The following is a 25339-nucleotide window of genomic DNA, read 5'->3' on the forward strand; positions in this document are numbered from 1 at the left end:
CGGCCCCCCGTCTTTACCGCTAGCGTCGCCTGCAAAGGAGACCCGCATATGTCCAACCCGCTTTTGTCCCGCTGGGACACGCCGTTTGAAATTGCCCCGTTCAACAGCATTTCCGATGATGATTTCGCCCCCGCGCTGGAGCAGGCGCTGGCGGCGCATAAGGAACAGATCGGCGCCATCGCCAACAGCGCCGAGCCGCCCGGCTTTGCCAATGTGATCGAGGCGCTGGAAACGCCCTGCCGCGCATTGGAGCAGGTGCTGGGCGTCTTCTTCACCGTGGCCGGTGCCGACAGCAACCCCAAGCGGCAGGAGCTGCAGCGGGAGTTCTCCCCGAAGCTTGCGGCGCATTTCTCGGCAATTACCGCCAACAAGGCGCTGTATGCGCGGGTGAAGGCGGTTTGGGACCAGCGGGAGGAGCTGGATCTAACCGAGGAGCAGCAGCGCGTCCTGATGCTGACCCACCGCGGCTTTGTCCGCGGCGGCGCGGCGCTGGAGGGCGCGGCCGACACCCGGATGCAGGAGATCAAGGGGCGGCTGGCGACCTTGGGCACCCAGTTCACCCAGAACCTGCTGGCGGATGAGCGCGACTGGTTCATGGAGCTGTCCGAAGACGACTTGGAAGGCCTGCCGGAGTTTGTGGTCAAGGCCGCGCGTGCGGCAGGCGAGGAGAAGGGCGCGGGCGGTCCGGTTGTCACCCTGTCGCGCTCGCTGATCACGCCCTTCCTGCAGTTCTCACCGCGCCGCGACCTGCGCGAGAAAGCGTTCAACGCCTGGGCCGCCCGCGGGGCCAACGGCGGCGGAACCGACAACCGCGCCATTGCCGCCGAGATCCTGCAACTGCGCGAGGAGCGGGCGCAGCTGTTGGGTTATGAAAATTTCGCCGCCTACAAGCTGGAAACCGAAATGGCCAAAACGCCTGAGGCGGTGCGCGGGCTGCTGATGGAGGTCTGGGAGGCGGCCAAGGCCCGGGCCGAAAAAGACGCCGGGGTGCTGACCGGGATGATGCAGGCCGATGGAAACAACGGCGATCTGGAGCCCTGGGACTGGCGCTACTACGCCGGGAAGCGCCGCAAGGCGGAGCATGATCTCGATGAGGCGGAGCTGAAACCCTATCTGCAGCTTGACCGGATGATCGAGGCCTCCTTTGCCTGTGCAACCCGGCTTTTCGGGCTGGAGTTCACACCGCTGGACGTGCCGCTCTACCATCCGGACTGCCGCGCCTGGGAGGTGACGCGGGAGGGCCGGCATGTGGCGGTTTTCATCGGTGATTACTTCGCCCGCCGCTCCAAGCGTTCCGGCGCCTGGTGTTCAGCCATGCGGCAGCAGGCCAAGTTCCCGGAGGTGCAGGCCCCGGTGGTGATCAACGTCTGCAACTTCGCCAAGGGCGACCCGGCGCTGCTGTCCTGGGACGATGCCCGAACCCTGTTCCATGAGTTCGGCCATGCGCTGCATCAGATGCTGTCGGATGTGACCTATGAGAGCATCTCGGGCACGTCGGTGGCGCGCGATTTCGTGGAGCTGCCCAGCCAGCTGTATGAGCATTGGCTGGAGGTGCCGGAGGTGCTGCAGGAGTTTGCCACCCACGCGGAAACCGGCGCGCCGATGCCGCAGGAGATGCTGGAGAAAGTGCTGGGGGCGTCCAATTTCGACATGGGCTTCCAAACGGTGGAGTATACCGCCTCTGCGCTGGTGGACCTTGCCTTCCATGACGGTCCTGCGCCGTCCGACCCGATAGAAAAGCAAAACGAAGTGCTTGCGGCACTCGGCATGCCGCACGCGATCACCATGCGCCACGCGACGCCGCATTTCGCGCATGTGTTCTCGGGCGACGGCTATTCCGCGGGCTATTACAGCTATATGTGGTCGGAGGTGATGGACGCCGATGCCTTTGCCGCCTTCAAGGAGGCAGGCGGAGCCTTTGATGCCGAACGCGCCAGGGCGCTGGAGGAACATATTCTCTCCACCGGCGGCTCTGCGGATCCGGCGGAGCTGTATGTTGCCTTCCGCGGGCGGCTTCCGGGCGTGGAGGCACTGCTGAAAGGCCGCGGGCTGGCTGCGGAGTAAGGAAAGCGCCCTAGCGGGCGCTGCCTCCCCTTCCGGCGGCAAAGCCGCCTGCCGGGCAGCGGGACTTGAGTATTTCAGGAAAGATGAAAGAGCGGGCGCCAGCCCGCTCTTGTCCGTTCAGTAGCCGAGGCTGCGGTCGACGAGGTGCAAGAGCGGCTCGCCGGCTTCGGCGCGGCGGATGTTTTCGGCAATGACTTCGGCCGCGGTGCTTTCCCGGGTTTCCGAAGCGATATGCGGCGTGACCGTGACATTGGGATGCGCCCAATAGGGGTGCTCCGGCGGCAGCGGCTCGACGCGGAACACATCCAGCGTCGCGTGGCCAACCTGGCCGCTGTCCAGTGCCGCCAGCAGCGCCGCGTCGTCAATCAGCGGCCCGCGGCCCGGATTGATGACTTTTGCCCCCTTGGGCAGCAGGGCCAGTGTCTCGGCATTCAGCGTGTTTTCGGTGGCGGGGGTGTCGGGCAGCAGCAGGATCACGATCTCGGCCTGGCGCAGCGCGGCCGTCAGCCCCTCCGGGCCTGCGTGGCAGGTGATGCCCTCGATCTCCTTTTGGGTGCGGCTCCAGCCGGTAACCTGGAACCCCAGCGCCGCCAGCGCCTTGGCCGCGGCGGTGCCCAGGGCGCCGAGGCCCAGAACCGTGACGTGCCGGTCCTTGGCCAGCGGCGGGACATGCCGGTGCCAGCGCCCGTTCAGCCCGCGGATATGGAGGTCCATGCCCAGGTGATAGCGCAGCGTGTGGCCAGCCACCCATTCGGTCATCCCCTGTTCCAGCCCGCTGTCCACCATCCGGGTGAGCGGCACGGAAGCGGGCACAACAGGCACGATTTTTTCAACACCAGCCCACATGCTCAGCACCGCCTTCAGCCGGGTGAAGGCGGTGAAATCGCTGACCGGACCGCTGGGGGCGTAAACGATATAATCCACGTCTTCGGGCGCGAAGCCGGTGCGCAGATCTGCCTCCACGCCCCGCCGGGCAAGCTCCGCTTTCAGCAGCGGCTCATAGGTTGGCCAGCCATCGGCGCGGCCTGCAAACAGGACATTGGCGGTCATGAGGTCTCCCTGACGTTCTAGCGCGGCGATTGCCGCGGGCGGTGGATATGGGCGCTTTGCACGATGCCGAAGGCACCGAGGAGCACCAGCATCGCCGAGCCGCCATAAGACACCATCGGCAGCGGCACGCCAACCACCGGCGCCAGCCCCATCACCATCGACATGTTCACCGCAAAGAACAGGAAGAAGGTGATGGCAATGCCCATGATCACCAGCGACGAGAACCGGTCCTTGGCGGCAATCGCCGAGGCGATGCAGAACAGGATGATCAGCATGTAGATGACCAAGAGGGTCACACCGCCGATAAAGCCGAACTCCTCTGCCAGGGTGGTGAAGATGAAGTCGGTGTGCTTTTCCGGCAGGAAGTTCAGCCGCGACTGGGTGCCTTGCATGAACCCGCGCCCCGACCAGCCGCCGGAGCCGAGCGCGATCTTGGACTGGGTGATGTGATAGCCCGCGCCCAAGGGGTCCTGCGAGGGGTCCAGGAAGGTGTCGATGCGGCGGAACTGATAGTCCTTCAGCAGCTGCCAGTCGGTGCCGCGGCTTTGGAACACGGTGCTGACCAGCCCCACGCCGGCGGCAATCACCGCCACGAAATAGGCCCAGTGGACGCCCGCCAGGAACATCACCCCGCCGCCTGCCGCCATCAGCAGGATCGAGGTGCCAAGGTCCGGCTGTTTCAGCACCAGTGCGGTGGGCAGCAGGATCAGCGCCACGGGCAGCAGCACCCACAAGGGGCGGGAGGTCTTTTCGGGCGGCAGCCAGTCGTAATAGGCGGCCAGCAGCATCACCAGCGCGATCTTGGTGACTTCCGAGGGCTGCAGCCGCATGAAGCCGATGTCGATCCAGCGCTGCGCGCCCATGCCGACGGTGCCGAACAGCTCCACCGCGACCAGCAGCGCCAGCGACCCCAGATAGGCCACCACCGAGATGTTGCGCCAGAACCAGATCGGGATCATCGCCACCACAAACATGGCCGCAAGGCCGAGGGCAAACCGCTTGACCTGCGGCTCCACCCACGGGCTGAAGGAGCCGCCCGCCACCGAATAGAGCATCAGGAAGCCGACACTGGCGACCGTGATCAGCAGCAGCGTCAGCCCCCAGTTGAGGTGCAGGATCTTGCGCAGCCCCGTGGGGGTCGATTTGGCGTGGTACTCAAGATAGCTCATGCCCGGCTGCTCCTGCTGCCCAGCGGCCGCTTGACGCGCTCGCGCTCCAGCCGCTCCTGCTGCGCCTTGATGCGGCTGCGGTCGGCGTTGGGGTAGGCCTCCAGCGGCGGGGTGCCGTTGTAAAGCGCCTGCAGCAGCACGTCGCGTGCCACCGGAGCCGCCGCCTTGGAGCCGCCGCCGCCGTGTTCGACCACCACCGCAACCGCGTATTTGGGCTTGTCATAGGGCGCAAAGCAGACAAACAGCGCATGGTCGCGCCGTTCCCACGGCAGGTCCTCGTTGCGGATCACACCGGCCGCGCGTTCGGCGGCGGTGATGTTGCGGACCTGGCTGGTGCCGGTCTTGCCGGCCATCTGAATGCCATCGCCGATGATGCGGGAGCGGTAGGCGGTGCCGCGGCGGTCATTGCTGACCGAATGCATGCCGCGCCGCACCATGCGCAGGCTGTTCCCGCTGACCGCCAGGGGCTCGCCTGCGCCGCTCGGCTGTTCCACGCCGTCCAGCGACTTCAGCAGCCGCGGCGTCACGCTGCGCCCGGTGGCAATCCGCGCGGTCATGACCGCCAGCTGCAAGGGCGACGCCAGCATATAGCCCTGGCCGATGGAGGAGTTCGCGGTATCGCCGATCAGCCAGTCCTTGCCATAGGAGCTGGCCTTCCACTCCTTGGTCGGGGTGATCCCCTGGGCCACCGCCGACATCGGCAGCTCGTGCTTGATGCCCAGGCCGAACATGTTGGCCATCTCGGAGATCTTGTCGATCCCGGTCTTGATCGCCACGTCGTAGTAATAGACGTCGCAGGACCGTTTCAGCGAGGTGTTCAGATCCACATGCCCATGGCCTGCACGTTTCCAGCAGTGGAAGCGGCGGCCGGCAACCTTGAGGTAGCCGGGGCACCAGACGGTTTCCTCCGGCCCGATCACGCCGTTTTCCAGCGCCGCCAGCGCGGTGATCATCTTGAAGGTGGAGCCGGGCGGATAGGTGCCCTGCACGGTCTTGTTGGACAGCGGGCGGTATTTGTCCTCTGTCAGCATCCGGTAGTCGGCAACCGAGATGCCGCGCACGAACAGGTTGGGGTCGAAACTGGGCGAGGAGCAGATCGCGCGGATGTCCCCGTCCTCGCAGTCGATCACCACCGCGGCAGCGCTTTCCCGGCCCAGCCGCGCCTGCACATAATTCTGCAGCTCGGCGTCAATGGTCAGCTGCATGTCGGCGCCGGAGATCCCCTCGCGCCGGTCCAGCTCGCGCATCACCCGGCCGGTGGCGTTGACCTCGACCCGTTTGGCGCCGGCCTTGCCCCGCAGCACATCCTCGCGCCGGGCCTCAAAGCCCACCTTGCCGATCTGGAAGCGCGGGATCATCAGCACCGGCTCCGGGTCTTCCATCTTGCTCAGGTCATAGTCGGACACGGGGCCGACATAGCCCACCACATGGGCGAAATCGTCCAACTGCGGATAGACCCGCGTCAGGCCCACCTCGGGCGTGACGCCGGGCAGGGCGGGGGCGTTCACGGCGACTTTGGAGATATCCTCCCAGCCGATCTGGTCGGCGAGGGTGATCGGCAGGAACGGCGGCGAGCGGCGCATCTCGGTGCGGGCGCGCTCCAGGTCCTCCGGGTCCAGCGGCACCAGGCTGGAGAGCTTGGCAATCACCGCCTCGACGTCGCCCGCATCCTCCGGCACCACGGTGATCCGGTAAGACGGCGAGTTCTGCGCGACGATCAGCCCGTTGCGGTCGAATATCTGGCCGCGCGCGGGCGGCAGCAGGCGGATGTTGATGCGGTTTTCCTCGGCCAGCAGGCGGAACTCATCGGCCTGATCCACCTGCAGATAGCGCATCCGGGCCGCCAGGCCGCCGGCAAAGGCCAGCTGCAGCCCGCCCAGGAACAGCGCCCGCCGGGTCATCTTGCCGTGTGCGGCATCCAGATCCTTGGGATTGCGTTTCATCAGCGGCTCACCAGGGCTTCGGCTTCGGACGGGGACAGTTTGCGCACCCCCAGAATAGACTGGCTGGCCCAAACTGCCAGCGGATAGGCGGCGATGGTCATCACCACCTGGATCACGGTCAGGCTCAGCTGCGCCTGCGCAACCCCGAACAGGGTCAGGATCAGCCGGTTCAGGGTGGCAATCCCGGTAAGCACCAGCGCAACCGACAGCCATTCGCTGGCAAAGGTGCTCTCGCGATGGGGCGCTGCGCGGCCCTTGAGGAAGCCGCAGCCCAGCACCGTCAGCAGCGCCAGCAGCCCCGGCGGGCGGTGGAACAGCAGATCCGCCAGCAGCATCACCAGACCGATGGAGAGCGCAGGCACATAATCCGGGCGGCGCAGGCTCCAGGCCATCGCCAGCGCCAGGAGCAGGTCCGGCGGCGCCCAGAACCGCGGCTCGGTCTCCAGCGGCAGCAGGTGGAAGAACATGATCAGCAGTGCCAGCGCCGCAAACGCCGCGCGCATGGTCCAGATCCGGGCGGGCGAGGTATTAGCCATTGCCCGCCTCAGCCGTGCCGTCTGCGCTCTCTGCCCCCAAGCCCTCGGGCCGCGGCTGCGGCACCGGATCGCCCGGCGGCGCCCCGACCAGCCCGCCCGGGTCCTGGATCACTTCGGTGCCGTGGTGGCGCAGCACCCGCAGGAACTCCAGCCGCCCGTAATCCGCGGACAGGCGCACCCGCATCCGCCCGGACCGGTCCTTGGCCACCTGGCCGATCAGCAGGCCCGCCGGAAAGACGGAGCCGTCGCCGGAGGAAATCACCCGGTCGCCGGGGCGCACCTGATCGGGGTTTTCCAGAAAGCTCAGCACCGGCGCGGCGCTGTTGTCGCCAGTGACCAGTGCGGTCTGGCCGGAGGGCTGGATGGTCGCCGGCACCGCGCTGGCGGCATCTGTCAGCAGGATCACCCGCGCGGTGTTGCGCCCGGTGCCGGAGATCCGGCCCACCAGCCCGATCCCGTCCATCGCCGCCCAGCCGTCATGCACCCCGTCGCGGCTGCCCACGTTCAGCAGCACCGACTGCCGGAAGGGGGAGCCGCTGTCGGCCATCACCACCCCGGTGATATAGGTCAACTGCGGGTCCAGCCGCACGTTGTTGAGATCCAGAAGGCGGGCGTTCTCCTGCTCCAGCTGCAGCGCCGCCTCTTTCCAGGCCCGCATCTGCCGCAGCTCGCTGCGCAGCTCGCGGTTCTGCTCCGCCAAGCGCTGGTAGCTTTGAAAATCGCGGATCAGGTTGATGGTCGCGGTTACCGGCACCATCGCCCAGTCCATGCTGGGCACCACCCTGTCCGCCACCTGGGCGCGGAAGCGTTCCACCCGCGGGCTGTCGATCCGCCAGACGACAAAGACCGCGGCCAGGCACAGGCACAAAACCGCTGTCAGCAGACGCCGCAGCGGGGTTGCGTAATCGTCGCGCTGTGACTTGTCCTTCGCCACGTCTCTCCTTCCAGCCGCCCTTCCAGCCGCTCACCGGCCGGCGCCGTTCCGGCGGTCAGGGTCTGTTAGCTGTCGTAGTCGATGGCGTGGGCCAGCTGTTTTTCGTATTCGAGCGCCTTGCCGGTGCCCAGGGCCACGCAGTTGAGGCTTTCGTCCGCGATGGAGACCGCCAGGCCGGTCTGTTCGCGCAGGGCGAGGTCCAGATCGCCCAGCAGCGCGCCGCCGCCGGTCAGCATCACGCCGCGGTCGACGATGTCGGCGGCCAGATCCGGCGGGGTGGTTTCCAGCGCGGTCATCACCGCCTCGCAGATCTGCTGCACCGGTTCGGCCAGCGCCTCGGCCACCTGTGCCTGGGAAATCTCGATTTCCTTCGGGACGCCGTTCAGCAGGTCGCGGCCGCGGATTTGCATCGACTGGCCGCGGCCGTCGTCGGGCATCCGGGCGGTGCCGATGGAGGTCTTGATGCGCTCGGCGGTGGATTCGCCCACCAGGAGGTTCTGCTGGCGGCGCAGGTAGCTGATGATCGCCTCATCCATGCGGTCGCCGCCGACGCGGACAGAGCGGGCATACACGATGTCGCCCAGCGACAGGACTGCCACCTCGGTGGTGCCGCCGCCGATGTCGACAACCATGTTGCCGGTCGGATCGGTGATCGGCATGCCGGCCCCGATGGCGGCCGCAATCGGCTCGGCAATCAGCCCGGCGCGGCGGGCGCCTGCGGACAGCACCGACTGGCGGATCGCGCGCTTTTCAACCGGGGTGGCGCCATGCGGCACGCAGACGATGATCTTGGGCTTGGAGAAGGTCGAGCGCTTGTGAACCTTGCGGATGAAGTGCTTGATCATCTCCTCCGCGGTGTCGAAGTCGGCAATCACGCCTTCGCGCATCGGCCGGATCGCCTCGATCGAGCCGGGGGTGCGGCCCAGCATCAGCTTGGCGTCCTCGCCCACGGCCAGCACTTTCTTGACGCCGTCCTTGACGTGGTAGGCCACCACCGAGGGCTCGGACAGGATAACGCCGCGGCCCTTCACGTAAACCAGGGTGTTCGCCGTGCCGAGGTCAATGGCCATGTCCGAGGAGAACAGACCGCCCAAGTTTCCGAAAAGCGCCATGTAGAAGGGATCCTGTGAGTGCTGCCATTATACCTTGGGCGACTCCCGGGGAGCCGCCTGTCCCCACCTTATATGCCGCGCGGGTGAGCCGCGAAAGGGCGTATTATGGTGAAACAGCGCGTTTCCGCCAAGTCGCAGCGCCCCCGCAACGCGCCGGCGGCGGCTCCGGATCCGGCATCCTGCGGATCAGCTTGGAAAAATCCGCTGCATCTCCGAGTTGAAATGCGCCCAGGTCAGGCTGGCGCTGTTGCCGGCATAGCCCTCGTAATAGGATTTGCCGCTGGACACCGGCAGCCCTGCCCAGATCTTTGCCAGGTTCAGCATGAAGGTCTTGCGGGGCATTTCCGACGCCAGGAAGGTGCTGTAGCCTGCCTCCTCGATCAGCTGGTGCGCCAGCTGGTCCTGCAGCTCGGGTGTGAAACGGGCCTGCGGCTTGACCCCCTGATGCCGCACCAGGCGGCGCAGCGTTGCCGGAATCATCTGATAGCGGCCGATGGCGTGGGGCTGGCCCGGGGTGGCGTCGATCCAGGCGTTGATCTCAGCGATCGTCATCTGCGTCGGCTTCTTCGGCGGCTTGCGTGTGGCGCCATATTGCACCGCATCATACTGCGCCTTGCCGGCCTCGGCGCTGGCGATCAGGTCCAGCAGGCGTTTGACGCTGGGCGGTGCCTTCAGGACCGGGGCAAACATCCCGCCGCCGCTGCGGCCGCGGAACAGGCTGGCCGCGCCGGGATTGAGCGACACCGCCCCGCGGCCGGGGCCGGGCAGGGTGTCGGGCAGCAGGCTGGCAACCGCCTGCGGCGCCGGGGCTGCGGCGGGCGCAGATCCGGGCATCGGGGCAGAGGCCTTTTGCAGGAAGAAGTTGTTGCCCACCAGAGAATACCCTTGCGCGCTGACAGCCGCTGCGGTCCACAGCAGCAGGGCCAGAAAGGTCAGGATCAGGGCAAGGACGCTCATTCTAAGGGGCATGGGAACCTGCATTCTGCGGTGTCTTATCGGGGTGCAGTCTGCCGCAGCGGTGTTGAGATTCCGTTTATCCGCCGCACGCTGCCCCTTCCGCCGCTTGGCGATTGCCGGTAGAGGGGGCGCATGCTCTCGTATCAGCACATATACCACGCCGGGAATCTGGCCGATGTCCAGAAGCACGCGCTGCTGGCCTGGATGCTGGCCTACCTCACCCGCAAGGACAAACCGCTCAGCTATATCGAGACCCACGCGGGCCGCGGCCTCTACCAGCTGGACGCGCCCGAGGCTGTGAAGACCGGCGAGGCGGAGCAGGGCATCACCAAGGTTCTGGCAGGGCAGGGGCTGGCGGCAGACCACCCGCTGCACCGCGCGCTGTCGGAAACCCGCAAGGCGCATGGCGCGGCCGCCTATCCCGGCTCGCCGCTGATTGCGGCATCGCTGTTGCGCCCGGGCGACTCGCTGCATTTCGCCGAGCTGCACCCGCAGGAAAACGCGGCCCTGCGCGCCGCTCTGAAACCCTGGAAGGCCAAGGTGCACCAGCAGGACGGGTTCGAACTCGCCATGTCGCTGGCACCGCCAGACCCGCGCCGCGGGCTGCTGCTGATCGACCCGAGCTACGAGATCAAATCCGATTATGCCCGCATCCCCGGCATCATCGGCCAGCTGCACAAGAAATGGAACGTCGGCGTCATTGCCCTGTGGTACCCGATCCTCAAGGACGGCTCCCACAAGCCGATGCTGAAAGCGCTGGAGGCACAGGGGCTGCCGGATGCTCTGCGCCACGAGGTGACTTTTCCGCCGGTGCGCGAAGGCCACCGGATGGTCGGCAGCGGCATGTTTGTGGTCAACGCGCCCTATGGCGCGGCAGAGGAAACGGCCCGGATTTCGGCACTGTTCAAGGCGGTGTCCCGCAAGTAGCCCCGGATCGCGCCCTCCACCCGCAGGGCCAGCGCCGCGCCGCCTGCTTCGCCGCGCAGGGCGGTTGAATGGATCATGCCCCTGGCAATGGCCGCAACGTCGCGTGCCTCCTGCGGGGCCGGGCGGGCGGCTGCACGTCTGGTATTATGTAAAGACCTTTGAAAGGCGGCCCTTTCCCGCTACGCTTTCCGCCGGGGAGGACTGCCGGATGGAACGCAGGCTGGCCGCCGTGCTGGCGGCGGATATGGTGGGCTACAGCCGCCTGATGGAAGCGGATGAGCAAGGCACGCTTGCCCGGCTGCGCACCCACAGGATTGAACTGATCGACCCCTCGATTGCCAAGAACCGGGGCTCCATCATCAAAACCACGGGCGACGGGATGCTGGTGGAGTTTCCCAGCGTGTCTGATGCGGTGGCCTGCGCCGCGGAGATTCAGGGCCGGATGCGGCGGCGCAACAGCGATGTGCCGCCAGACCAGCGTATCCAGTTCAGGGTCGGGATCAACCTTGGCGACATCATCTATGAAGACGGCGACATCTACGGCAGCGGCGTCAACGTGGCGGCCCGGCTGGAGCAGGCGGCGGGGGTGGGGGAAATCTGCGTGTCCGGGGCTGTCTACGGCCAGGTGCGCGGCTCCTGCGGGTTCCTGTTCGAGGATCAGGGGGAGCAGTCCCTGAAAAATATCTCAGAACCGGTGCGCGTCTACCGCCTGTTGCTGGATGAGGGCGCACCCGTGGCGGCAGAAGACGCCAGCGGGCCGGCGCCGGTGATGAAGCCCACCCTCGCCGTGCTGCCATTCGCCAACATGAGCGGCGATCCCGAGCAGGAGTTCTTTGCCGACGGGCTGACTGAGGATATCCTGACCGAACTCAGCCGCCGCCATGAGCTGTTCGTGATCTCCCGCAACTCGACCTTTGTCTACAAGGGGCAGGCGGTGAACATCCGCGAAGTGGCAGAGAAGCTTGGCGCCCGCTACATCGTCGAGGGCAGCGTGCGAAAGGGCGGCAGCCGGCTGCGGATCACCGTGCAGCTGATCGACAGCTGCAACGATTCCCATATCTGGGCGGAGAGATACGACCGCACCCTCGACGATATCTTCGAGATCCAGGATGAGGTGACATCGGCCATCGTCGCCACCCTGCCGGGGCGGATCGAAGCGGCCCAGCAGGATGAGGTCTCGCGCAAGAAACCCGCGAGCCTCGCGGCCTATGAATGCGTGCTGGCGGCCAAGGTCCTGCATCACCGCAGCACGGCAGAGGACAATGCCAAGGCGATGGGCCTCATCGACCGCGCGGTGGAGCTGGATCCGGAGTTTGCCCACGCCCACGCCTGGCGCGGCTGTATCCGCGGGCAGGCCTGGGGCTATGGCTGGTGCGCCGATCCCGAGGCGATGCTGCAACTGGCGCTGGAGTCGATCCAGAAAGCCGCGTCGATGGATGACAATGATGCGGACGTGCACCGGCTGATGGCGGCGGTGTCCATCCTGCAGGAAAACCTCGATCAGGCGCAGTACCACCAGGAGCGCGCCCTGTCCCTGAACCCGAACTACGATCTGGTTGTGGTGCAGATGGGCGAGCTTCTGACCTGGCAGGGCAGGCCCGAGGAGGGCGCGGAATGGATCCGGAAGGCGATGCGCCTCAACCCGCATTTTCCGGTCCGCTTCTGGAGCCACCTGGGGAAGGCGCATTTCACCGCTCGCCTGTACGAAGAGGCGCTGACCGATTTCAAACGCCTGCCGTCAATGGACGCCGTGCAGACCGCGCTGGCGGCGGCCTGCCACAGCTGGCTGGGCAACACGCAGCAGGCGCAGGACTGCGTGGCGCAGATCCGCGCGATGCAGCCGGAGGCCACGGCAGAGGGCTTGCTGGCCGGGCTGCACTACGGGCGCAAGGAAGACGCCGCGCATTTCACCGAAGGGCTGCGCAAGGCGGGGCTGGCATAGGCAGCAATAAAAAAGGGCGCCGCAGCGGGCGCCCTTTGGTCCTGAAGGAAGCCTGGCTCAGGCCAGATCCTTATAGGAAATCTCCTTGGTGTCGGCGCCTTCACCCACCCGGCCGCGGCGCACGATCAGGCGGTTCAGCGCGTTCACATAGGCCTTGGCCGAGGCCACCACCGTATCGGTGTTGGCGCTTTCGCCGGTGGCGATGTTGCCGTCCTCTTCCAGCCGCACGGAGACGGTTGCCTGCGCGTCGGTGCCCTCAGTCACCGCATGCACTTGGTAAAGCTGCAGCCGGGCGGTGTTCGGATAGATCTTGCGGATTGCCTTGAAGGTCGCATCCACCGGTCCGTCGCCCTCAGCGGTTTCCGTCACATCCTTGCCGTCGATCTCCATCTCCACGGTGGCTTCCGCCGGGCCGCCGGTGCCGCAGACCACCTTCATCGAGACGATCTTGAGGTGGTCGTTCTCCGCGTCCGTGCCGGTGCGCATCAGCGCGATGAGGTCGTCGTCGAACACTTCCTTCTTGCGGTCGGCCAGCTCCTTGAAGCGGACAAAGACGTCCTTCAGCTGGTTGTCGCCCACCTCATAGCCCAAGTGCTCCAGCTTGTCGCGCAGGGCGGCGCGGCCGGAGTGTTTGCCCAAGGGCAGCGAAGTGCCGGAAAGGCCGATGTCCTCGGGCCGCATGATCTCGAAGTTCTCGCGGTTCTTCAGCATCCCGTCCTGGTGGATGCCGCTTTCATGGGCAAAGGCGTTCTTGCCGACAATCGCCTTGTTCGGCTGCACCACGAAACCGGACACGGTCGAGACCCGGCGCGAGATATGCATGATCTTGGTGGTGTCGATGCCGGTGGACCAGGGCATGATGTCATTGCGCGTCTTCAGCGCCATCACCACTTCTTCCAGCGCGGTGTTGCCTGCGCGCTCACCAAGGCCGTTGATGGTGCATTCGATCTGTCGCGCACCGCCTGCGACGGCAGCCAGCGCGTTGGCGGTCGCCATCCCGAGGTCGTTGTGGCAGTGGGTGGCAAAGACCACCTCATCGGCGCCCGGCACGGTTTCGATCAGGCGCCTGATCAGGTCGGCGCTTTCCGCGGGCGCGGTGTAGCCCACGGTGTCGGGAATGTTGATGGTGGTGGCGCCGGCCTTGATGGCGATCTCGATCACCCGGCACAGGTAATCCCACTCGGTCCGGGTCGCATCCATCGGCGACCACTGCACGTTGTCCACCAGGTTGCGGGCGTGGGTCACGGTCTCATGGATCTTGTCGGCCATCTCGTCCATCGTGAGGTTCGGGATGGCGCGGTGCAGCGGCGAGGTGCCGATGAAGGTGTGAATGCGCGGCTGCGCGGCCTTGCGCACCGCTTCGGCGCAGCGGTCGATGTCCTTGAAGTTGGCGCGCGCCAGCCCGCAGATCACCGCGTTCTTCGAGCGCTCGGCAATCTCGGACACGGCGGCAAAGTCGCCTTCGGAGGCAATCGGGAAGCCGGCCTCGATAATGTCGACGCCCATCTCGTCCAGAAGCTCCGCAATCTCCAGCTTCTCGTTATGGGTCATGGTGGCGCCGGGACTCTGCTCGCCGTCGCGCAGGGTGGTGTCAAAAATCAATACACGGGATTTGTCGCCGGAAATCGGGGATGCTTTGGTCATATCGGTATCTCTTGTCTCTGTCCTAGGCCCTTCCAGGGCATCATTAGCCTTCGATGGCGCGCGTGCGGCAATCCTCTGAGCGGGCGCGCCGGAAGGGCACGCTCAGAGGCGGGCTAGGATCAGTAGGGCGCGCAGGGCTGCACCGCGGAATGCGGCGGCGGCAAAGGGAATATCTGCGCAAATGCTCATGGCACGGATTTATACAGAGGTGCAGCCGAATGGGAAGGGGGATTTTGACCTTGCGGCATGGCGGTGTGCTGGCAGCAGCAAACCTCCGTAAAACCTTGCCCGGTAATTTCAAGACAATGTTGAAAAAAGTGTATAATATAATTAAGGGCCGTAGCCAGTTTCAATGCGACAGTTTGTCTGCGCTGTATCAGCCCTAAGGTCAGATGCGGCAGACAGCTTCGCGTTGGGAGAATTCCTGGCTCCTGCAGCCGGGATCCGGCGTCCTGATTAAAAGAGACGCCATCGATAGGAGGAAACAGTGTCGAAAAAAATTGTCCTTGGATATGACGACAGCGAGGCTGCCAAGTCGGCGCTTGCTTTTGCCGTCAGCCTTGCCAAAGCACAAGGGGCAGAGCTGGTGATCGCGCATGTGCTGGAGTGGTCGCCCTATTCCTTCCTCACCCCGGAGGAGATCGAGCAGCGCCATAAGCGCCGCGAGGAGGAATTGAAGCGCGCAGAGGATGCCTTGCTGAAACCCGTGTGCAAAAGCCTGGAAGATGACGGTGTCACCTTCGTGACAGAGCTGAAATACGGCCATATCGCGGAAACCCTGATTGATGTGATCAAAAAGCATGGCGCCAGCCACCTGATCATCGGCCGCACCGGCCATTCCGGGCTGTCATCGCGGCTGTTCGGCTCGGTCGCGGGCACTCTGGCGCAGGCCGCGCCGGTTCCGGTCACCATTGTTCCGTAAAGATAAACTCAGAGGACAGTCATGAGTAATTCAATTAAGGCGGCAGCCCTGTCTGCGCCGCTGCTGCTGGCGGCAACCGCCCCGGCGATGGCACAAACCGTCGACGAGCGCGTCAATGAGATTTTCGCCAATTCGACCGGCTGGTTCGTCAACCTGATCTTCAGCCCGTTCCCGGGCACCAGCTTTCCCTGGATCGTTGCCTGGCTGGTGGTCGCGGCCACCGTGTTCACCGTCTACTTCGGCCTGATCCAGTTCCGCGCCTTCCCGCACTCGATCTCGCTGGTCAGGGGCGATTATTCCGACCCCAATGACGCGGGCGAAGTCAGCCACTTCCAGGCGCTGGCAACCGCGCTGTCGGGCACCGTCGGCCTGGGCAACATCGCAGGCGTTGCCGTTGCCGTCGGCATCGGCGGCCCCGGCGCGACCTTCTGGATGATCCTGGCAGGCCTGATGGGCATGGCCTCGAAATTCACCGAATGCACGCTGGGCGTCAAATACCGCAACGAGTTCCCGGACGGCCACGTGTCGGGCGGCCCGATGTACTATATGACCAAGGGCTTTGCCGAACGCGGCCTGCCGATGGGCAAATTCCTGGCGGTACTGTTCTCGATCTTCTGCATCCTCGGGGCGCTGGGCGGCGGCAACATGTTCCAGGCCAACCAGGCGCACGCGCAGATCTCCGGCGTTGTCGGCGAATACCCCGGCTGGATCACCGGCGTGGTGTTTGCGGGGGTTGTTTTTGCCGTGATCGTGGGCGGCCTGAAATCCATTGCGCGGGTGACCGAGAAGGTCGTTCCGTTCATGGGGGTCATGTATGTCGCAACTGCGCTGGTCATCCTGGCGATGAATGCCGACCAGATCGGCTGGGCCTTCGGCCAGATCTTTGACGGCGCCTTCACCGGTCTCGGCGTTGCCGGCGGCATGGTTGGCGCACTGATCCAGGGCTTCAAGCGGGCGGCCTTCTCGAACGAGGCCGGCGTCGGCTCGGCAGCTATTGCCCACTCCGCCGTGCGCACCAAGGAGCCGATCACCGAAGGCTTCGTGTCGCTGCTGGAGCCGTTCATCGACACCGTGGTGATCTGCACCATGACCGCGCTGGTGATCATCATCACCGGCCAGCTGGTGCAGGACCCGAACACCGGCCTCTACCTGCTGGACGAGGGCGCAGCCACGATCCAGACCGTCGACGGCAACAAGGGCGTGGCGCTGACTTCGGCGGCCTTCTCCTCGGCCTTCGGCTGGTTCCAGTACGTGCTGGCGCTGGCGGTGATCCTGTTTGCCTTCTCCACCATGATCAGCTGGTCCTACTACGGCCTCAAGGCTTGGACCTTCCTGTTCGGCGAAGGCGAAACCAAGGAGCTGGTGTTCAAGGTGATCTTCTGCATCTTCGTGGTGATTGGTGCCGCCGCCAACCTCGGCCCGGTGATCGACTTCTCCGACGCGGCGATCTTTGCCATGGCGGTGGTCAACATCATCGCGCTCTACTTCCTGATGCCGATCGTCAAGCGCGAGCTGAACAGCTACATGTCGCGGCTGAAAGCAGGCGAGATCAAGAAGTACGTCTGACCGGCTCTAGCCTGGTAATCAGACGGCTTTCAGACCCAAGCCTCTCCGGGCCGCCGGGGAGGCTTTTTTGATGAGAGGGGCAGGGGCGGCTTCAGCCGCCGTGTTCCACGATCCGGCGCAGCCCGGCAATCTGGCCGGGCAGATCCGTGGCGCTTGACTGGCAGAAGCCGGTCAGCAGCCCCCGGGACCGGCCTTCGGGGTCGTGCGGCGACAGCGGCTGGACCCCGTAGCCCGCACTTGCGGCGCGGCGGCAGATCCGGACGTCCGCCAGCCCGCCCGCCAGGTGAAAGGCAATCTGCATCCCGGCGTTGTGCCGCCTGAAGGACCCCAGGGCTTCGGGCCACTGCGCCAGCGCGTCCGCCGCCGCCGCATAGCGTTCGGCATAAAGCCTGCGGGCGCGGCGGATGTGCCGGTCGTACTGGCCGGAGGCCATGAATTCCGCCAGCGGCCGCTGCGCGGTGATCGCGGCGCCGGCGCTGGGCTGAAAAAACCGGGCCCGGAACCGCGGCACCAGCGCCGGCGGCAGGATCGCATAGCCCAGCCGCAGCGCATGCGAGAACGTCTTGGAGAAGGTGCCCACATAGATGCAGCGCCCCTCCCGGTCCAGCGCTGCCATCGCGGGCACCGGCTGGCCGGCATAACGGAACTCGCTGTCGAAATCATCCTCGATGATCCAGCCGTCGCGCTCCCTGGCCGCCTGCAGGAAGGCCTGGCGCTGCGGCACCGGCAGGGTGCCGCCCAGCGGAAACTGGTGCGACGGCGTCAGCAGCGTGACCTTGGCCATCTGCCGCGGCACCTCCGCGCCGCGCTCTCCGGCCCGCAGCCAGCGCACTGGCCAGCCGCGCGCCGCGGCAAAGCGCTGCGTCGGAGTGAACCCGGGGGCTTCCAGCGCAATATCCTCGCCCTCCACCAGAAAATCCATCGCCAGCTCCAGCGCCTCGCGCGCGCCGCTGGTGACCAGCACCTGATCCGCGCTGCAGTCTATCCCGCGCCAGCGCGCGGCATAGGCGGCAATCTCGCGCCGCAGTTCGGGGTCGCCAAAGGAATCTTCCTGGTGGCTCAGGCTGAGCGGATCCATCCTTGCCACACGTGAAACACAGCGCGCCCAGGACCGGGCCGGAAACACCGCCGGGTCCGGCGCGCCCGGCTGCAGCATCCCCGGCGCGGGCGGGACCGCCGCAGGCTGGGGGCGTGGCGGCGCTTCGGGCGGCCGGATCGGCGCCACGTCGCAGACAAAGATCCCCGCACCGCGCCGCGCCTCGGCAAAGCCTTCGGCCACCAGCTGCTCATAGGCCGTCACCACGGTGGAGCGCGCCACCCCCAGATCCTGCGCCAGCGCCCGGGAGGACGGCAGCCGGGTGCCGATGGCCAGGCTGCCGCTGCTGATCTGGCGGCGCAGCGCGCTGACGATTTGCAGATAGATGGGCTCGGCGCTGGCCTTGGACAGCAGTCCGGACAGGTCAATCATACTGGACTGCTCTTTTTGTCGGAAACTGGAAGTTAATTACAGTCCAGTTTGCGCATAGCACTCCCCCTGACACAACAAGAATTCACGAGGTCCGCAAATGCGCCAGCCCGATACCGAAACCGCCCTGAAAACCGAGCGCAGCCGCCTGCGCCGCGCCCATGAACGCGGGCTCTATGACCGCGAGACGGTGTATCAGGTGCTCGACGCCATGCCGCTGGCCCATATCGGCTATCAGATCAATGGCGCCCCATCGGTGCTGCCGACGCTGCAATGGCGCGAGGGCGATCACGTCTATTGGCACGGCTCCGCCGCCAGCCGGGCGATCCGCGCGATGGAGGGGGCAGAGGTCTGCCTGACGGTCACCTGCATGGACGGCTACGTGCTGGCGCGTTCCGCCTTCCACCACTCGGTCAACTTCCGCTCCGCGATGCTGTTCGGGGTGGCAGAGAAAGTCACGGATGAGGATGCCAAGGCTGCCAGCCTCAAGGCGATGGTCGACCACATCTTCCCCGGCCGCTGGGACGCCTTGCGGCCGATGACCCGGCAGGAGCTGAAGGCCACCGCCCTGATGCGGATGCCGATCGAGGAGGGGGCGGCCAAGATCCGCTCCGGAGCGCCCAAGGACGACGAGGAGGATTACGCCCTGCCGATCTGGGCGGGCGTGGTGCCGATGGCGATGGAGCTGAAGCCGCCGCAGCCGGATCCTGCCAATCTGGAGGGCGTCGCGATGCCGGATCACCTGAGCCGCATCCGCATCGGCTGAAAGCGAAAAAGACGCGCCGCCCTGGCGCGCCCTTTGTTCATCGGGGCCTATTCTGTCTGGCTGGCGCCCTCTGCCCCGGTGCTGACCAGCGCGCCGTTCTCCCAGGTGCCGTCCGCCTTCTGGCCGCTGGCATATTTCATCGTGCCCGGCCCCTGGCGCTTGCCGTTGACAAAGCTGCCCTCGTAGACGTCGCCATTGGCATAGGTCGCCACGCCCTGGCCATAGATCTTGCCTTCCTGCCATTCGCCTTCATAGGTAAAGCCGTCGGGCATCACGATCTTGCCCTGCCCGTGGCGCTGGCTGTCGGCAAATGCGCCAGTGTAGACCGAGCCGTCGGCATAGGTGACCACCGCTTCGCCGTGGCGCTGCCCGTTCTGCCAGCCGCCGTCGTAGCGGTAGCCGTCGGCATAGGTCATCACCCCCTGGCCGTGGTTCTTGGCGTTCTTGAAGCCGCCGGTATAGCTGATCCCGCTGGGGTAGGTGGCGGTGCCTTCGCCCTCGATTACCCCGGCCACCCATTCACCTTCGTAGGTGGAGCCGTCGGGATAGGTGATCTTGCCCTGGCCTTCGGCCAGATCATCGCGGAAATCGCCCTCATAGACCGATCCGTCGGGATAAACCGCCTTGCCCTTGCCTTCGATCTGCCCCTTCACCCAGGCGCCGGTGTAGCTGTAGCCGTCCTTCTCGGTGAAGGTGCCGGTGCCGTGGCGCTGATCGTCCAGGAAGTCGCCCGTGTAGACATCGCCATTGGCGTAAGTCTGCGTGCCGGTGCCGTGGCGGCGGCCTTCTTGCAGCGCGCCTTCATAGATGTCGCCGTTGGGCTGCACCAGGCGGCCGGTGCCATGCATCTGACTGGACATCCATTCGCCTTCGTAGACCAGCCCATCCGAGGTCTCCAGCCGGCCTTGCCCCTGCAGCTGGCCATCCGCCACGCTGCCTGCATAGACGGTGCCCTCGGCATAGGTGATCTTGGCCTGGCCCTGCTGGCGCCCCTCGGCCCAGTCGCCGTCATAGGTATAGCCGTCCGGCGATTGCATCACGCCCTTGCCGTGCCGCTTGCCATTGGCAAAGCTGCCCTGATAGCGCACGCCACTGGCATAGACCGATACCCCGTCGCCGTGGATCTGGCCGTCCTGCCATTCGCCCTCATAGGTGCTGCCGTCGGCGCGGGTCAGCTTGCCCAGACCGTGCGGCTTGCCCTGGGCGAACTCGCCTTCATAGATTGAGCCGTCCGGGAACCGCGCCACCCCCTGGCCGCGGACCTCGCCCTCGACCCACTCGCCGGTGTATTCATACCCGTTCGGCAGCTTGTAAGTGCCGGTGCCATGCTGCAGCCCGCCTTTGAAGGTGCCCTCGTAGACGCCGCCGATCTCATCCTGCGTGGTGATGATCTCCCCCTCCTGGGCAAAGGCCGGCGCGGCCAGTGCCAGGATCGTGGAAAGCGCGATTGCGGTGCCGAAACGGGTCATTCAAAACCTCTGCCTGCCCAGGAATTACGGTGCTGCTGCCATATTGGGTTGCTCGCCCGGAAACTAAGCTACCGCAGGCGGGGCCGCAATGTCTTTTCCCCGGCACCAGGCCCTTGCTCTTTTCCTTGGCTGTCAATCTGGTAAATGGCTGAGGAAGGATTTTTGCAAAGGGCCGATGCAGCATGGCAGACCGTTTCCGCGTGACACTGGCGCAGCTGAACCCCACGGTGGGCGATCTGGCAGGCAACGCCGCTAAGGCCCGCGCCGCCTGGGAGGCAGGCCGCGAGGCCGGCGCCGATCTGGTGGCGCTGCCGGAAATGTTCATCACCGGCTACAATACCCAGGATCTGGTGATGAAGCCGGTGTTCCACCAGGCCGCCATCGCCGAGGTTGAAAAGCTGGCGGCGGACTGCGCCGATGGACCGGCGCTGGCGATCGGCGGGCCGTGGGTCGAGGGCGGCCGGCTCTACAATGCCTATCTGATCCTGAAGGACGGCAAGATCGCCTCGCGCAGCCTCAAGCATCACCTGCCGAATGAGACCGTGTTTGACGAGGTCCGCCTGTTCGAGGCCGGGCCGCTGGGCGGCCCCTATTCCGTCAGTAACACCCGCATCGGCTCCCCGATCTGCGAGGACGGCTGGCATGAGGATGTGGCGGAAACCCTGGCCGAAACCGGCGCCGAGTTCCTGCTGATCCCCAACGGCTCGCCTTATTTCCGCAACAAGATGGAAGTGCGCTTCAACCACATGGTTGCGCGCGCGGTCGAAACCCATCTGCCGGTGATCTACCTGAACATGGTGGGCGGCCAGGATGACCAGGTCTTTGACGGCGGTTCCTTTGTCCTGAATCCGGGCGGCGCATTGGCGGTGCAAATGCCGGTGTTCGACGAATGCATTGCACAGATCGACCTCATCCGCACCGACGAAGGCTGGCGCGTGGAAGAGGGCGAGAAGGCGCATCTGCCCGACGAATGGGAGCAGGACTACCGGGTGATGGTCGAGTCCTTGCGCGACTACATGGGCAAAACCGGTTTCAAGAAGGTGCTGCTGGGCCTGTCCGGCGGGGTCGACTCGGCGATTGTCGCGGCCATCGCGGTGGATGCGCTGGGGGCTGAGAATGTCCGCTGCGTGATGCTGCCGTCGGAATACACCAGCCGGGAATCGCTCGACGATGCCGAGGCCGTCGCCAAGGCGCTGGGCGTCCGCTACGACTTTGTTCCGATCAGCGAAGGGCGCGAAGCCATCACAAATACCCTGGCGCCGCTGTTTGCCGGCCGCGATGCGGATATCACCGAGGAAAACATCCAGTCCCGCCTGCGCGGCCTGCTGCTGATGGCAATGTCCAACAAGTTCGGCGAGATGCTTCTGACCACCGGCAACAAGTCCGAAGTCGCCGTGGGCTACGCCACCATCTATGGCGACATGAACGGCGGGTACAACCCGATCAAGGACCTCTACAAACCCCGCGTGTTCGAGACCTGCCGCTGGCGCAACGCCAACCACCGCCCCTGGATGAAAGGCCCGGCGGGCGAGGTGATCCGCCCCAATGTGATCGACAAGCCGCCCTCGGCGGAACTGCGCGAAGATCAGAAGGACAGCGACAGCCTGCCGGACTACCCGGAACTGGACGCCATTCTGGAAATTCTGGTCGATTTGGAGGGTTCAATCGCGGATTGTGTCGCGGCGGGCTTTTCCCGGGACGTGGCCAAACGGGTCGAGCATCTGCTTTATATCAGCGAATACAAACGCTTCCAGTCCGCGCCTGGTGCCCGGCTGACGCCGCGGGCGTTCTGGCTGGACCGCCGTTACCCGATTGTGAACCGCTGGCGCGACCCGACCTGAGGCGCGCGTTAACCCCTTGAAGGCGCGGGTCTTTTCCGCGCTTTCCGCCCTTTCTCCGGGCAGCTTCCGTAACGGTAAAGTCCTGATATGCGGCGAAAAAAACACAATGCCGCAATGCGCGGCAGAGGGGGCCGCGTGGACGCTGGACCGCCGAATCCGCAGCGGGCATAGAGGCCTCATGCCTGGACCGAGACTGCCTCATTTCCAATCCAATCTGGCCTTGCCCAAGGCTGTCGACGCCGTGGTAATCGGCGGCGGCATCATTGGCGCGGCCACCGCGCTGGAACTGGCTGAGCGCGGCCACTCCGTGCTCTTGTGCGAAAAGGGGCAGATCGCGGGCGAGCAAAGCTCGCGCAACTGGGGGTGGGTGCGGATCTCCTGCCGCGATCCGCGGGAAATCCCGCTGATGGCGGAATCGCTGCGCCTTTGGGAGGGGCTGGCGGCGCGCACCGGGCAGGACACCGGGTTCACCCGCTCCGGCATTCTCTACACCGCGGACACGGCCAAGCGCGAGGCGCAGCTGGAGCGCTGGCTGCGCAACCTCGACGGCTGGGGGCAGGCGGCCCGGATGGTGCGCGGGCCGCAGCTGGCGCAGCTGATGCCGGGCCATCAGACCAAAACCCGCAGCGCCCTGCTGACACCAATGGACGGGCGGGCCGAGCCGCAGATGGCCACCCACGCAATCGCCACCGCCGCCCAGGCCGCGGGCGCCAAGATCATGACCGAATGCGCGGTGCGCAGCGTCGAAACCTCGGCCGGCCGCATCAGCGGCGTGATGACGGAACGCGGCCGCGTCGCCTGTTCGGCGGTGGTGGTGGCGGGCGGCGCCTGGTCGCGGCTGTTTCTCCTCAATGCGGGCATCAGCCTGCCGCAATTGAAGGTCCTGAACTCGGTCCTGCGCACCTCGCCGGTGCAGGGCGGGCCGGAGACCGCTGTGCGCACCGGCAACCTGGGCCTGCGCAAGCGGGCCGATGGCGGCTACACGGTCTCGGACGCGCTGGAGAACATGGTCGATATCGTGCCCGACAGCTTCCGACTGGGCTGGACGTTCCTGCCCAGCCTCCGCCACGAATGGCGCGCGCTGCAATTCCGCGTCACCAGCCGCTGGCGCGAGGAGGCGGCGCAGGCCCGCCGCTGGCAGCCGCTGCAGACAACCCCGTTCGAGCTGTGCCGGGTGCTGGACCCGGCGCCGTCGCAGAAGGCGCTGAAAAGCGGCTGGGCGGCGGCGCAAAAGGCCTTTCCGGTGCTGCAGGGCGCCGATGTGGTGCAAAGCTGGGGCGGGCTGATCGACGTGACCCCGGACGCGATCCCGGTGATCTCGCAGGCCGACGAGCTGCCGGGCCTGTTCATCGCCACCGGGTTTTCCGGCCACGGCTTTGGCATCGGCCCGGCCGCGGGCAAACTGGCCGCCGATCTGGTGACCGGCGACACCCCCGTGGTGGATCCGCATGACTTCCGCCTGTCGCGTTTTACCGACGGCAGCAGATACGGGCCGCAAAGCGGCTACTGACCGCTTCCCTTACCCCATCAGCTGATAGCTCACCGGCACATAGCGGAAACCCTCGCCGCGGGGTTCGACAAAGCCCGCCGCCGGGAACGGCATGTGATAGCCGATCATCGGCAGCTTGTCCGCCGCCAGCATCCCCAGCACCCGGCGGCGCGACTCCGTTGCCGCCGCCTTGTCCATGTCGAATTTCACTTCCCAGTCGGGCCGGGCAAAGCTCCAGACATAGTGGTTGGCCAGATCCGCCGTCAGCACCAGCTGGCGGTTGCCGCTCTCCAGCATATAGCACATATGACCCGGGGTATGGCCAAAGCTGGCCATTGCGGTAATCCCCGGCGCCACGCTGGCGCCATCGTCGACAAAGGTGGTTTTCTCCGCCAGCGGCGTCATGTTCTTGGCCACCAGATCGCCCACCCGGTCGCCCGGATCCCGTTTGGACCAGAAATTGTATTCCTCCGCCCCTGTCACATAGCGGGCGTTCGGGAAGGTCGGCGCGCCATCGGTCATCAGGCCGCCGATGTGATCGGGATGCATATGGGTGATCACCACCACGTTGATCTGGTCCGGCGTCACCCCGGCGGCGGCCAGCGCCCTGGCAATGCCGCCATTGCCCAGTCCGGTGTCAAACAGCACCAGCTCCCCGCCGGTATCCACCAGCGTTGGGGTGAAATAGAACTGAACGGTGCCGGCAGAGATGAAATTCTCCTGCGACACCTGCGCAAACTCCTCATCGCTTGCATTGCCGCCAAAGATGGCTTTCGGCTCCTCCCGCTGCGCCGAGCCATCCAGCAGAGTGGTGACCGGCATCTCCGCCAGTTTGAACGAGTGGGCAACCGGCGCTTCGGCGCGGCCGCCATGGGCGCCGGCCAGCAGCGGCGTTGCGGCACCGGCGAGGGGCAGGGCGGCGGCCCCGGCCAGGGCAGCGCGGCGGGAGAGGGAAACAGTCATGGCATAACCTCCGGTGGAGTTGGACTGGCCTTACCCTAGCGCTCCGGCGGCAGAGGGCTGTAAACAATCCCGTGAGGCGGGTTAGGATGCGGTCAGGAGGCAGCGTGATGAGCCAGAACAAGACCGTTCCGACCGGGGTAAGCGTCGAGGCGTTTATCGCCAGTGTTGAACCGGCCCGCAAAGCGGCGGAAGCGCAGCAGCTGGATGCGCTGTTCCGCCGGGTGACCGGCTACACGCCGCAAATGTGGGGGCCGTCACTCGTCGGCTACGGCCGCTACCATTACCGATATGCCTCCGGCCGCGAGGGGGACTTCCTCGCCACTGGCTTCTCGCCGCGAAAAGCACGCCACTCGATCTACATCATGCCGGGCTATCAGGACTACGGCGCCATCCTCTCCCGCCTCGGCAAGCACAAGCTTGGCAAAAGCTGCCTCTATGTGAACAAGCTCGCCGATATCGACCTGGAGGTGCTCGCCGAACTGATCCGCACCGGGCTGAAGGACCTGAATGCAATCTGGCCGGTGCAGCCGGACTGACGGGCCGCGGCTTTCATCTTTCCGGAAATACTCCCGCCGGAGGC

20 protein-coding genes are annotated in these 25339 nt (G+C 65.8%); 9 read left to right on the forward strand and 11 right to left on the reverse strand.

Annotation, left to right across the window (positions count from 1 at the left end):
• Nucleotides 1-48 precede the first annotated feature (48 nt).
• Complete coding sequence (locus PHA8399_RS11805) at nt 49-2064, forward strand: M3 family metallopeptidase (RefSeq protein ID WP_058286345.1); 2016 nt, start codon at nt 49-51, stop codon at nt 2062-2064.
• Between the two features lie 117 nt (nt 2065-2181).
• On the opposite strand, the gene PHA8399_RS11810 is transcribed toward PHA8399_RS11805, so the two are convergent.
• From PHA8399_RS11810 to PHA8399_RS11840, 7 genes are all read right to left on the reverse strand, one after another.
• Complete coding sequence (locus PHA8399_RS11810) at nt 2182-3114, reverse strand: 2-hydroxyacid dehydrogenase (protein WP_058286346.1); 933 nt, start codon at nt 3112-3114, stop codon at nt 2182-2184.
• A 17-nt stretch (nt 3115-3131) separates the two neighbouring features.
• Nucleotides 3132-4283: a rod shape-determining protein RodA gene (gene rodA, locus PHA8399_RS11815; protein ID WP_058286347.1), complete on the reverse strand. Its 1152-nt coding sequence runs from the start codon at nt 4281-4283 to the stop codon at nt 3132-3134.
• A complete protein-coding gene (mrdA, locus tag PHA8399_RS11820) occupies nt 4280-6226 on the reverse strand; it encodes a penicillin-binding protein 2 (protein ID WP_058286348.1) in 1947 nt (648 codons plus the stop codon). The genes rodA and mrdA overlap by 4 nt, the downstream gene beginning before the upstream one ends.
• On the reverse strand, nt 6226-6762 hold the full coding sequence (locus PHA8399_RS11825) for a hypothetical protein (protein ID WP_058286349.1): 537 nt from the start codon (nt 6760-6762) through the stop codon (nt 6226-6228). The genes mrdA and PHA8399_RS11825 overlap by 1 nt, the downstream gene beginning before the upstream one ends.
• On the reverse strand, nt 6755-7696 hold the full coding sequence (gene mreC, locus PHA8399_RS11830) for a rod shape-determining protein MreC (RefSeq protein ID WP_058286350.1): 942 nt from the start codon (nt 7694-7696) through the stop codon (nt 6755-6757). The genes PHA8399_RS11825 and mreC overlap by 8 nt, the downstream gene beginning before the upstream one ends.
• A gap of 65 nt (nt 7697-7761) precedes the next feature.
• Nucleotides 7762-8808, reverse strand: a complete 1047-nt coding sequence (locus PHA8399_RS11835) for a rod shape-determining protein (protein WP_008554722.1) — start codon at nt 8806-8808, stop codon at nt 7762-7764.
• Between the two features lie 186 nt (nt 8809-8994).
• The gene (locus PHA8399_RS11840) at nt 8995-9765 is read right to left on the reverse strand and encodes a lysozyme family protein (protein WP_244270208.1); all 771 of its coding nucleotides are present in this window, start codon (nt 9763-9765) and stop codon (nt 8995-8997) included.
• A gap of 132 nt (nt 9766-9897) precedes the next feature.
• Between PHA8399_RS11840 and PHA8399_RS11845 the strand changes: the two genes are divergently transcribed.
• Both PHA8399_RS11845 and PHA8399_RS11850 read left to right on the forward strand, forming a co-directional pair.
• The gene (locus PHA8399_RS11845; RefSeq protein ID WP_058286352.1) at nt 9898-10692 is read left to right on the forward strand and encodes a 23S rRNA (adenine(2030)-N(6))-methyltransferase RlmJ; all 795 of its coding nucleotides are present in this window, start codon (nt 9898-9900) and stop codon (nt 10690-10692) included.
• Nucleotides 10693-10900: 208 nt separating this feature from the next.
• Nucleotides 10901-12634 (forward strand): adenylate/guanylate cyclase domain-containing protein, encoded by a 1734-nt coding sequence (locus PHA8399_RS11850; RefSeq protein ID WP_058286353.1) that lies wholly within the window; start codon nt 10901-10903, stop codon nt 12632-12634.
• A gap of 57 nt (nt 12635-12691) precedes the next feature.
• Here the strand turns inward: PHA8399_RS11850 and PHA8399_RS11855 are convergent, their stop codons facing one another.
• Nucleotides 12692-14278 carry a 2-isopropylmalate synthase gene (locus PHA8399_RS11855; protein WP_058286354.1) on the reverse strand — a complete coding sequence of 529 codons (1587 nt, stop codon included), beginning with the start codon at nt 14276-14278 and terminating at the stop codon, nt 12692-12694.
• Between the two features lie 487 nt (nt 14279-14765).
• Here PHA8399_RS11855 and PHA8399_RS11860 point away from each other — a divergent pair, with 487 nt between their 5' ends.
• Together PHA8399_RS11860 and PHA8399_RS11865 are read left to right on the forward strand one after the other, a co-directional pair.
• Nucleotides 14766-15200, forward strand: a complete 435-nt coding sequence (locus PHA8399_RS11860; protein ID WP_008553772.1) for a universal stress protein — start codon at nt 14766-14768, stop codon at nt 15198-15200.
• Nucleotides 15201-15221: 21 nt separating this feature from the next.
• Nucleotides 15222-16766: an alanine/glycine:cation symporter family protein gene (locus PHA8399_RS11865; protein ID WP_058286355.1), complete on the forward strand. Its 1545-nt coding sequence runs from the start codon at nt 15222-15224 to the stop codon at nt 16764-16766.
• A gap of 91 nt (nt 16767-16857) precedes the next feature.
• On the opposite strand, the gene pdxR is transcribed toward PHA8399_RS11865, so the two are convergent.
• The gene (gene pdxR, locus PHA8399_RS11870) at nt 16858-18234 is read right to left on the reverse strand and encodes a MocR-like pyridoxine biosynthesis transcription factor PdxR (protein ID WP_058286356.1); all 1377 of its coding nucleotides are present in this window, start codon (nt 18232-18234) and stop codon (nt 16858-16860) included.
• A gap of 97 nt (nt 18235-18331) precedes the next feature.
• Between pdxR and PHA8399_RS11875 the strand changes: the two genes are divergently transcribed.
• On the forward strand, nt 18332-18997 hold the full coding sequence (locus PHA8399_RS11875) for a pyridoxamine 5'-phosphate oxidase family protein (protein ID WP_058286357.1): 666 nt from the start codon (nt 18332-18334) through the stop codon (nt 18995-18997).
• Between the two features lie 47 nt (nt 18998-19044).
• On the opposite strand, the gene PHA8399_RS11880 is transcribed toward PHA8399_RS11875, so the two are convergent.
• A complete protein-coding gene (locus PHA8399_RS11880; RefSeq protein WP_058286358.1) occupies nt 19045-20466 on the reverse strand; it encodes an MORN repeat-containing protein in 1422 nt (473 codons plus the stop codon).
• Between the two features lie 182 nt (nt 20467-20648).
• On the opposite strand from PHA8399_RS11880, the gene PHA8399_RS11885 reads away from it, so the two are divergent.
• Together PHA8399_RS11885 and PHA8399_RS11890 are read left to right on the forward strand one after the other, a co-directional pair.
• Nucleotides 20649-22307 (forward strand): NAD+ synthase, encoded by a 1659-nt coding sequence (locus PHA8399_RS11885; RefSeq protein ID WP_058286359.1) that lies wholly within the window; start codon nt 20649-20651, stop codon nt 22305-22307.
• A 178-nt stretch (nt 22308-22485) separates the two neighbouring features.
• Nucleotides 22486-23817, forward strand: coding sequence for an NAD(P)/FAD-dependent oxidoreductase (locus tag PHA8399_RS11890; RefSeq protein ID WP_058286360.1), 1332 nt, complete (start codon nt 22486-22488; stop codon nt 23815-23817).
• A 9-nt stretch (nt 23818-23826) separates the two neighbouring features.
• Here PHA8399_RS11890 and PHA8399_RS11895 read toward each other — a convergent pair whose 3' ends face one another.
• Nucleotides 23827-24759: an MBL fold metallo-hydrolase gene (locus PHA8399_RS11895; RefSeq protein WP_058286361.1), complete on the reverse strand. Its 933-nt coding sequence runs from the start codon at nt 24757-24759 to the stop codon at nt 23827-23829.
• Between the two features lie 107 nt (nt 24760-24866).
• Here PHA8399_RS11895 and PHA8399_RS11900 point away from each other — a divergent pair, with 107 nt between their 5' ends.
• Nucleotides 24867-25295 carry a DUF1801 domain-containing protein gene (locus PHA8399_RS11900; protein WP_058286362.1) on the forward strand — a complete coding sequence of 143 codons (429 nt, stop codon included), beginning with the start codon at nt 24867-24869 and terminating at the stop codon, nt 25293-25295.
• The last annotated feature ends 44 nt before the right edge of the window (nt 25296-25339 follow it).

The organism is Leisingera aquaemixtae, assembly GCF_001458395.1.
Lineage (GTDB): Bacteria > Pseudomonadota > Alphaproteobacteria > Rhodobacterales > Rhodobacteraceae > Leisingera > Leisingera aquaemixtae.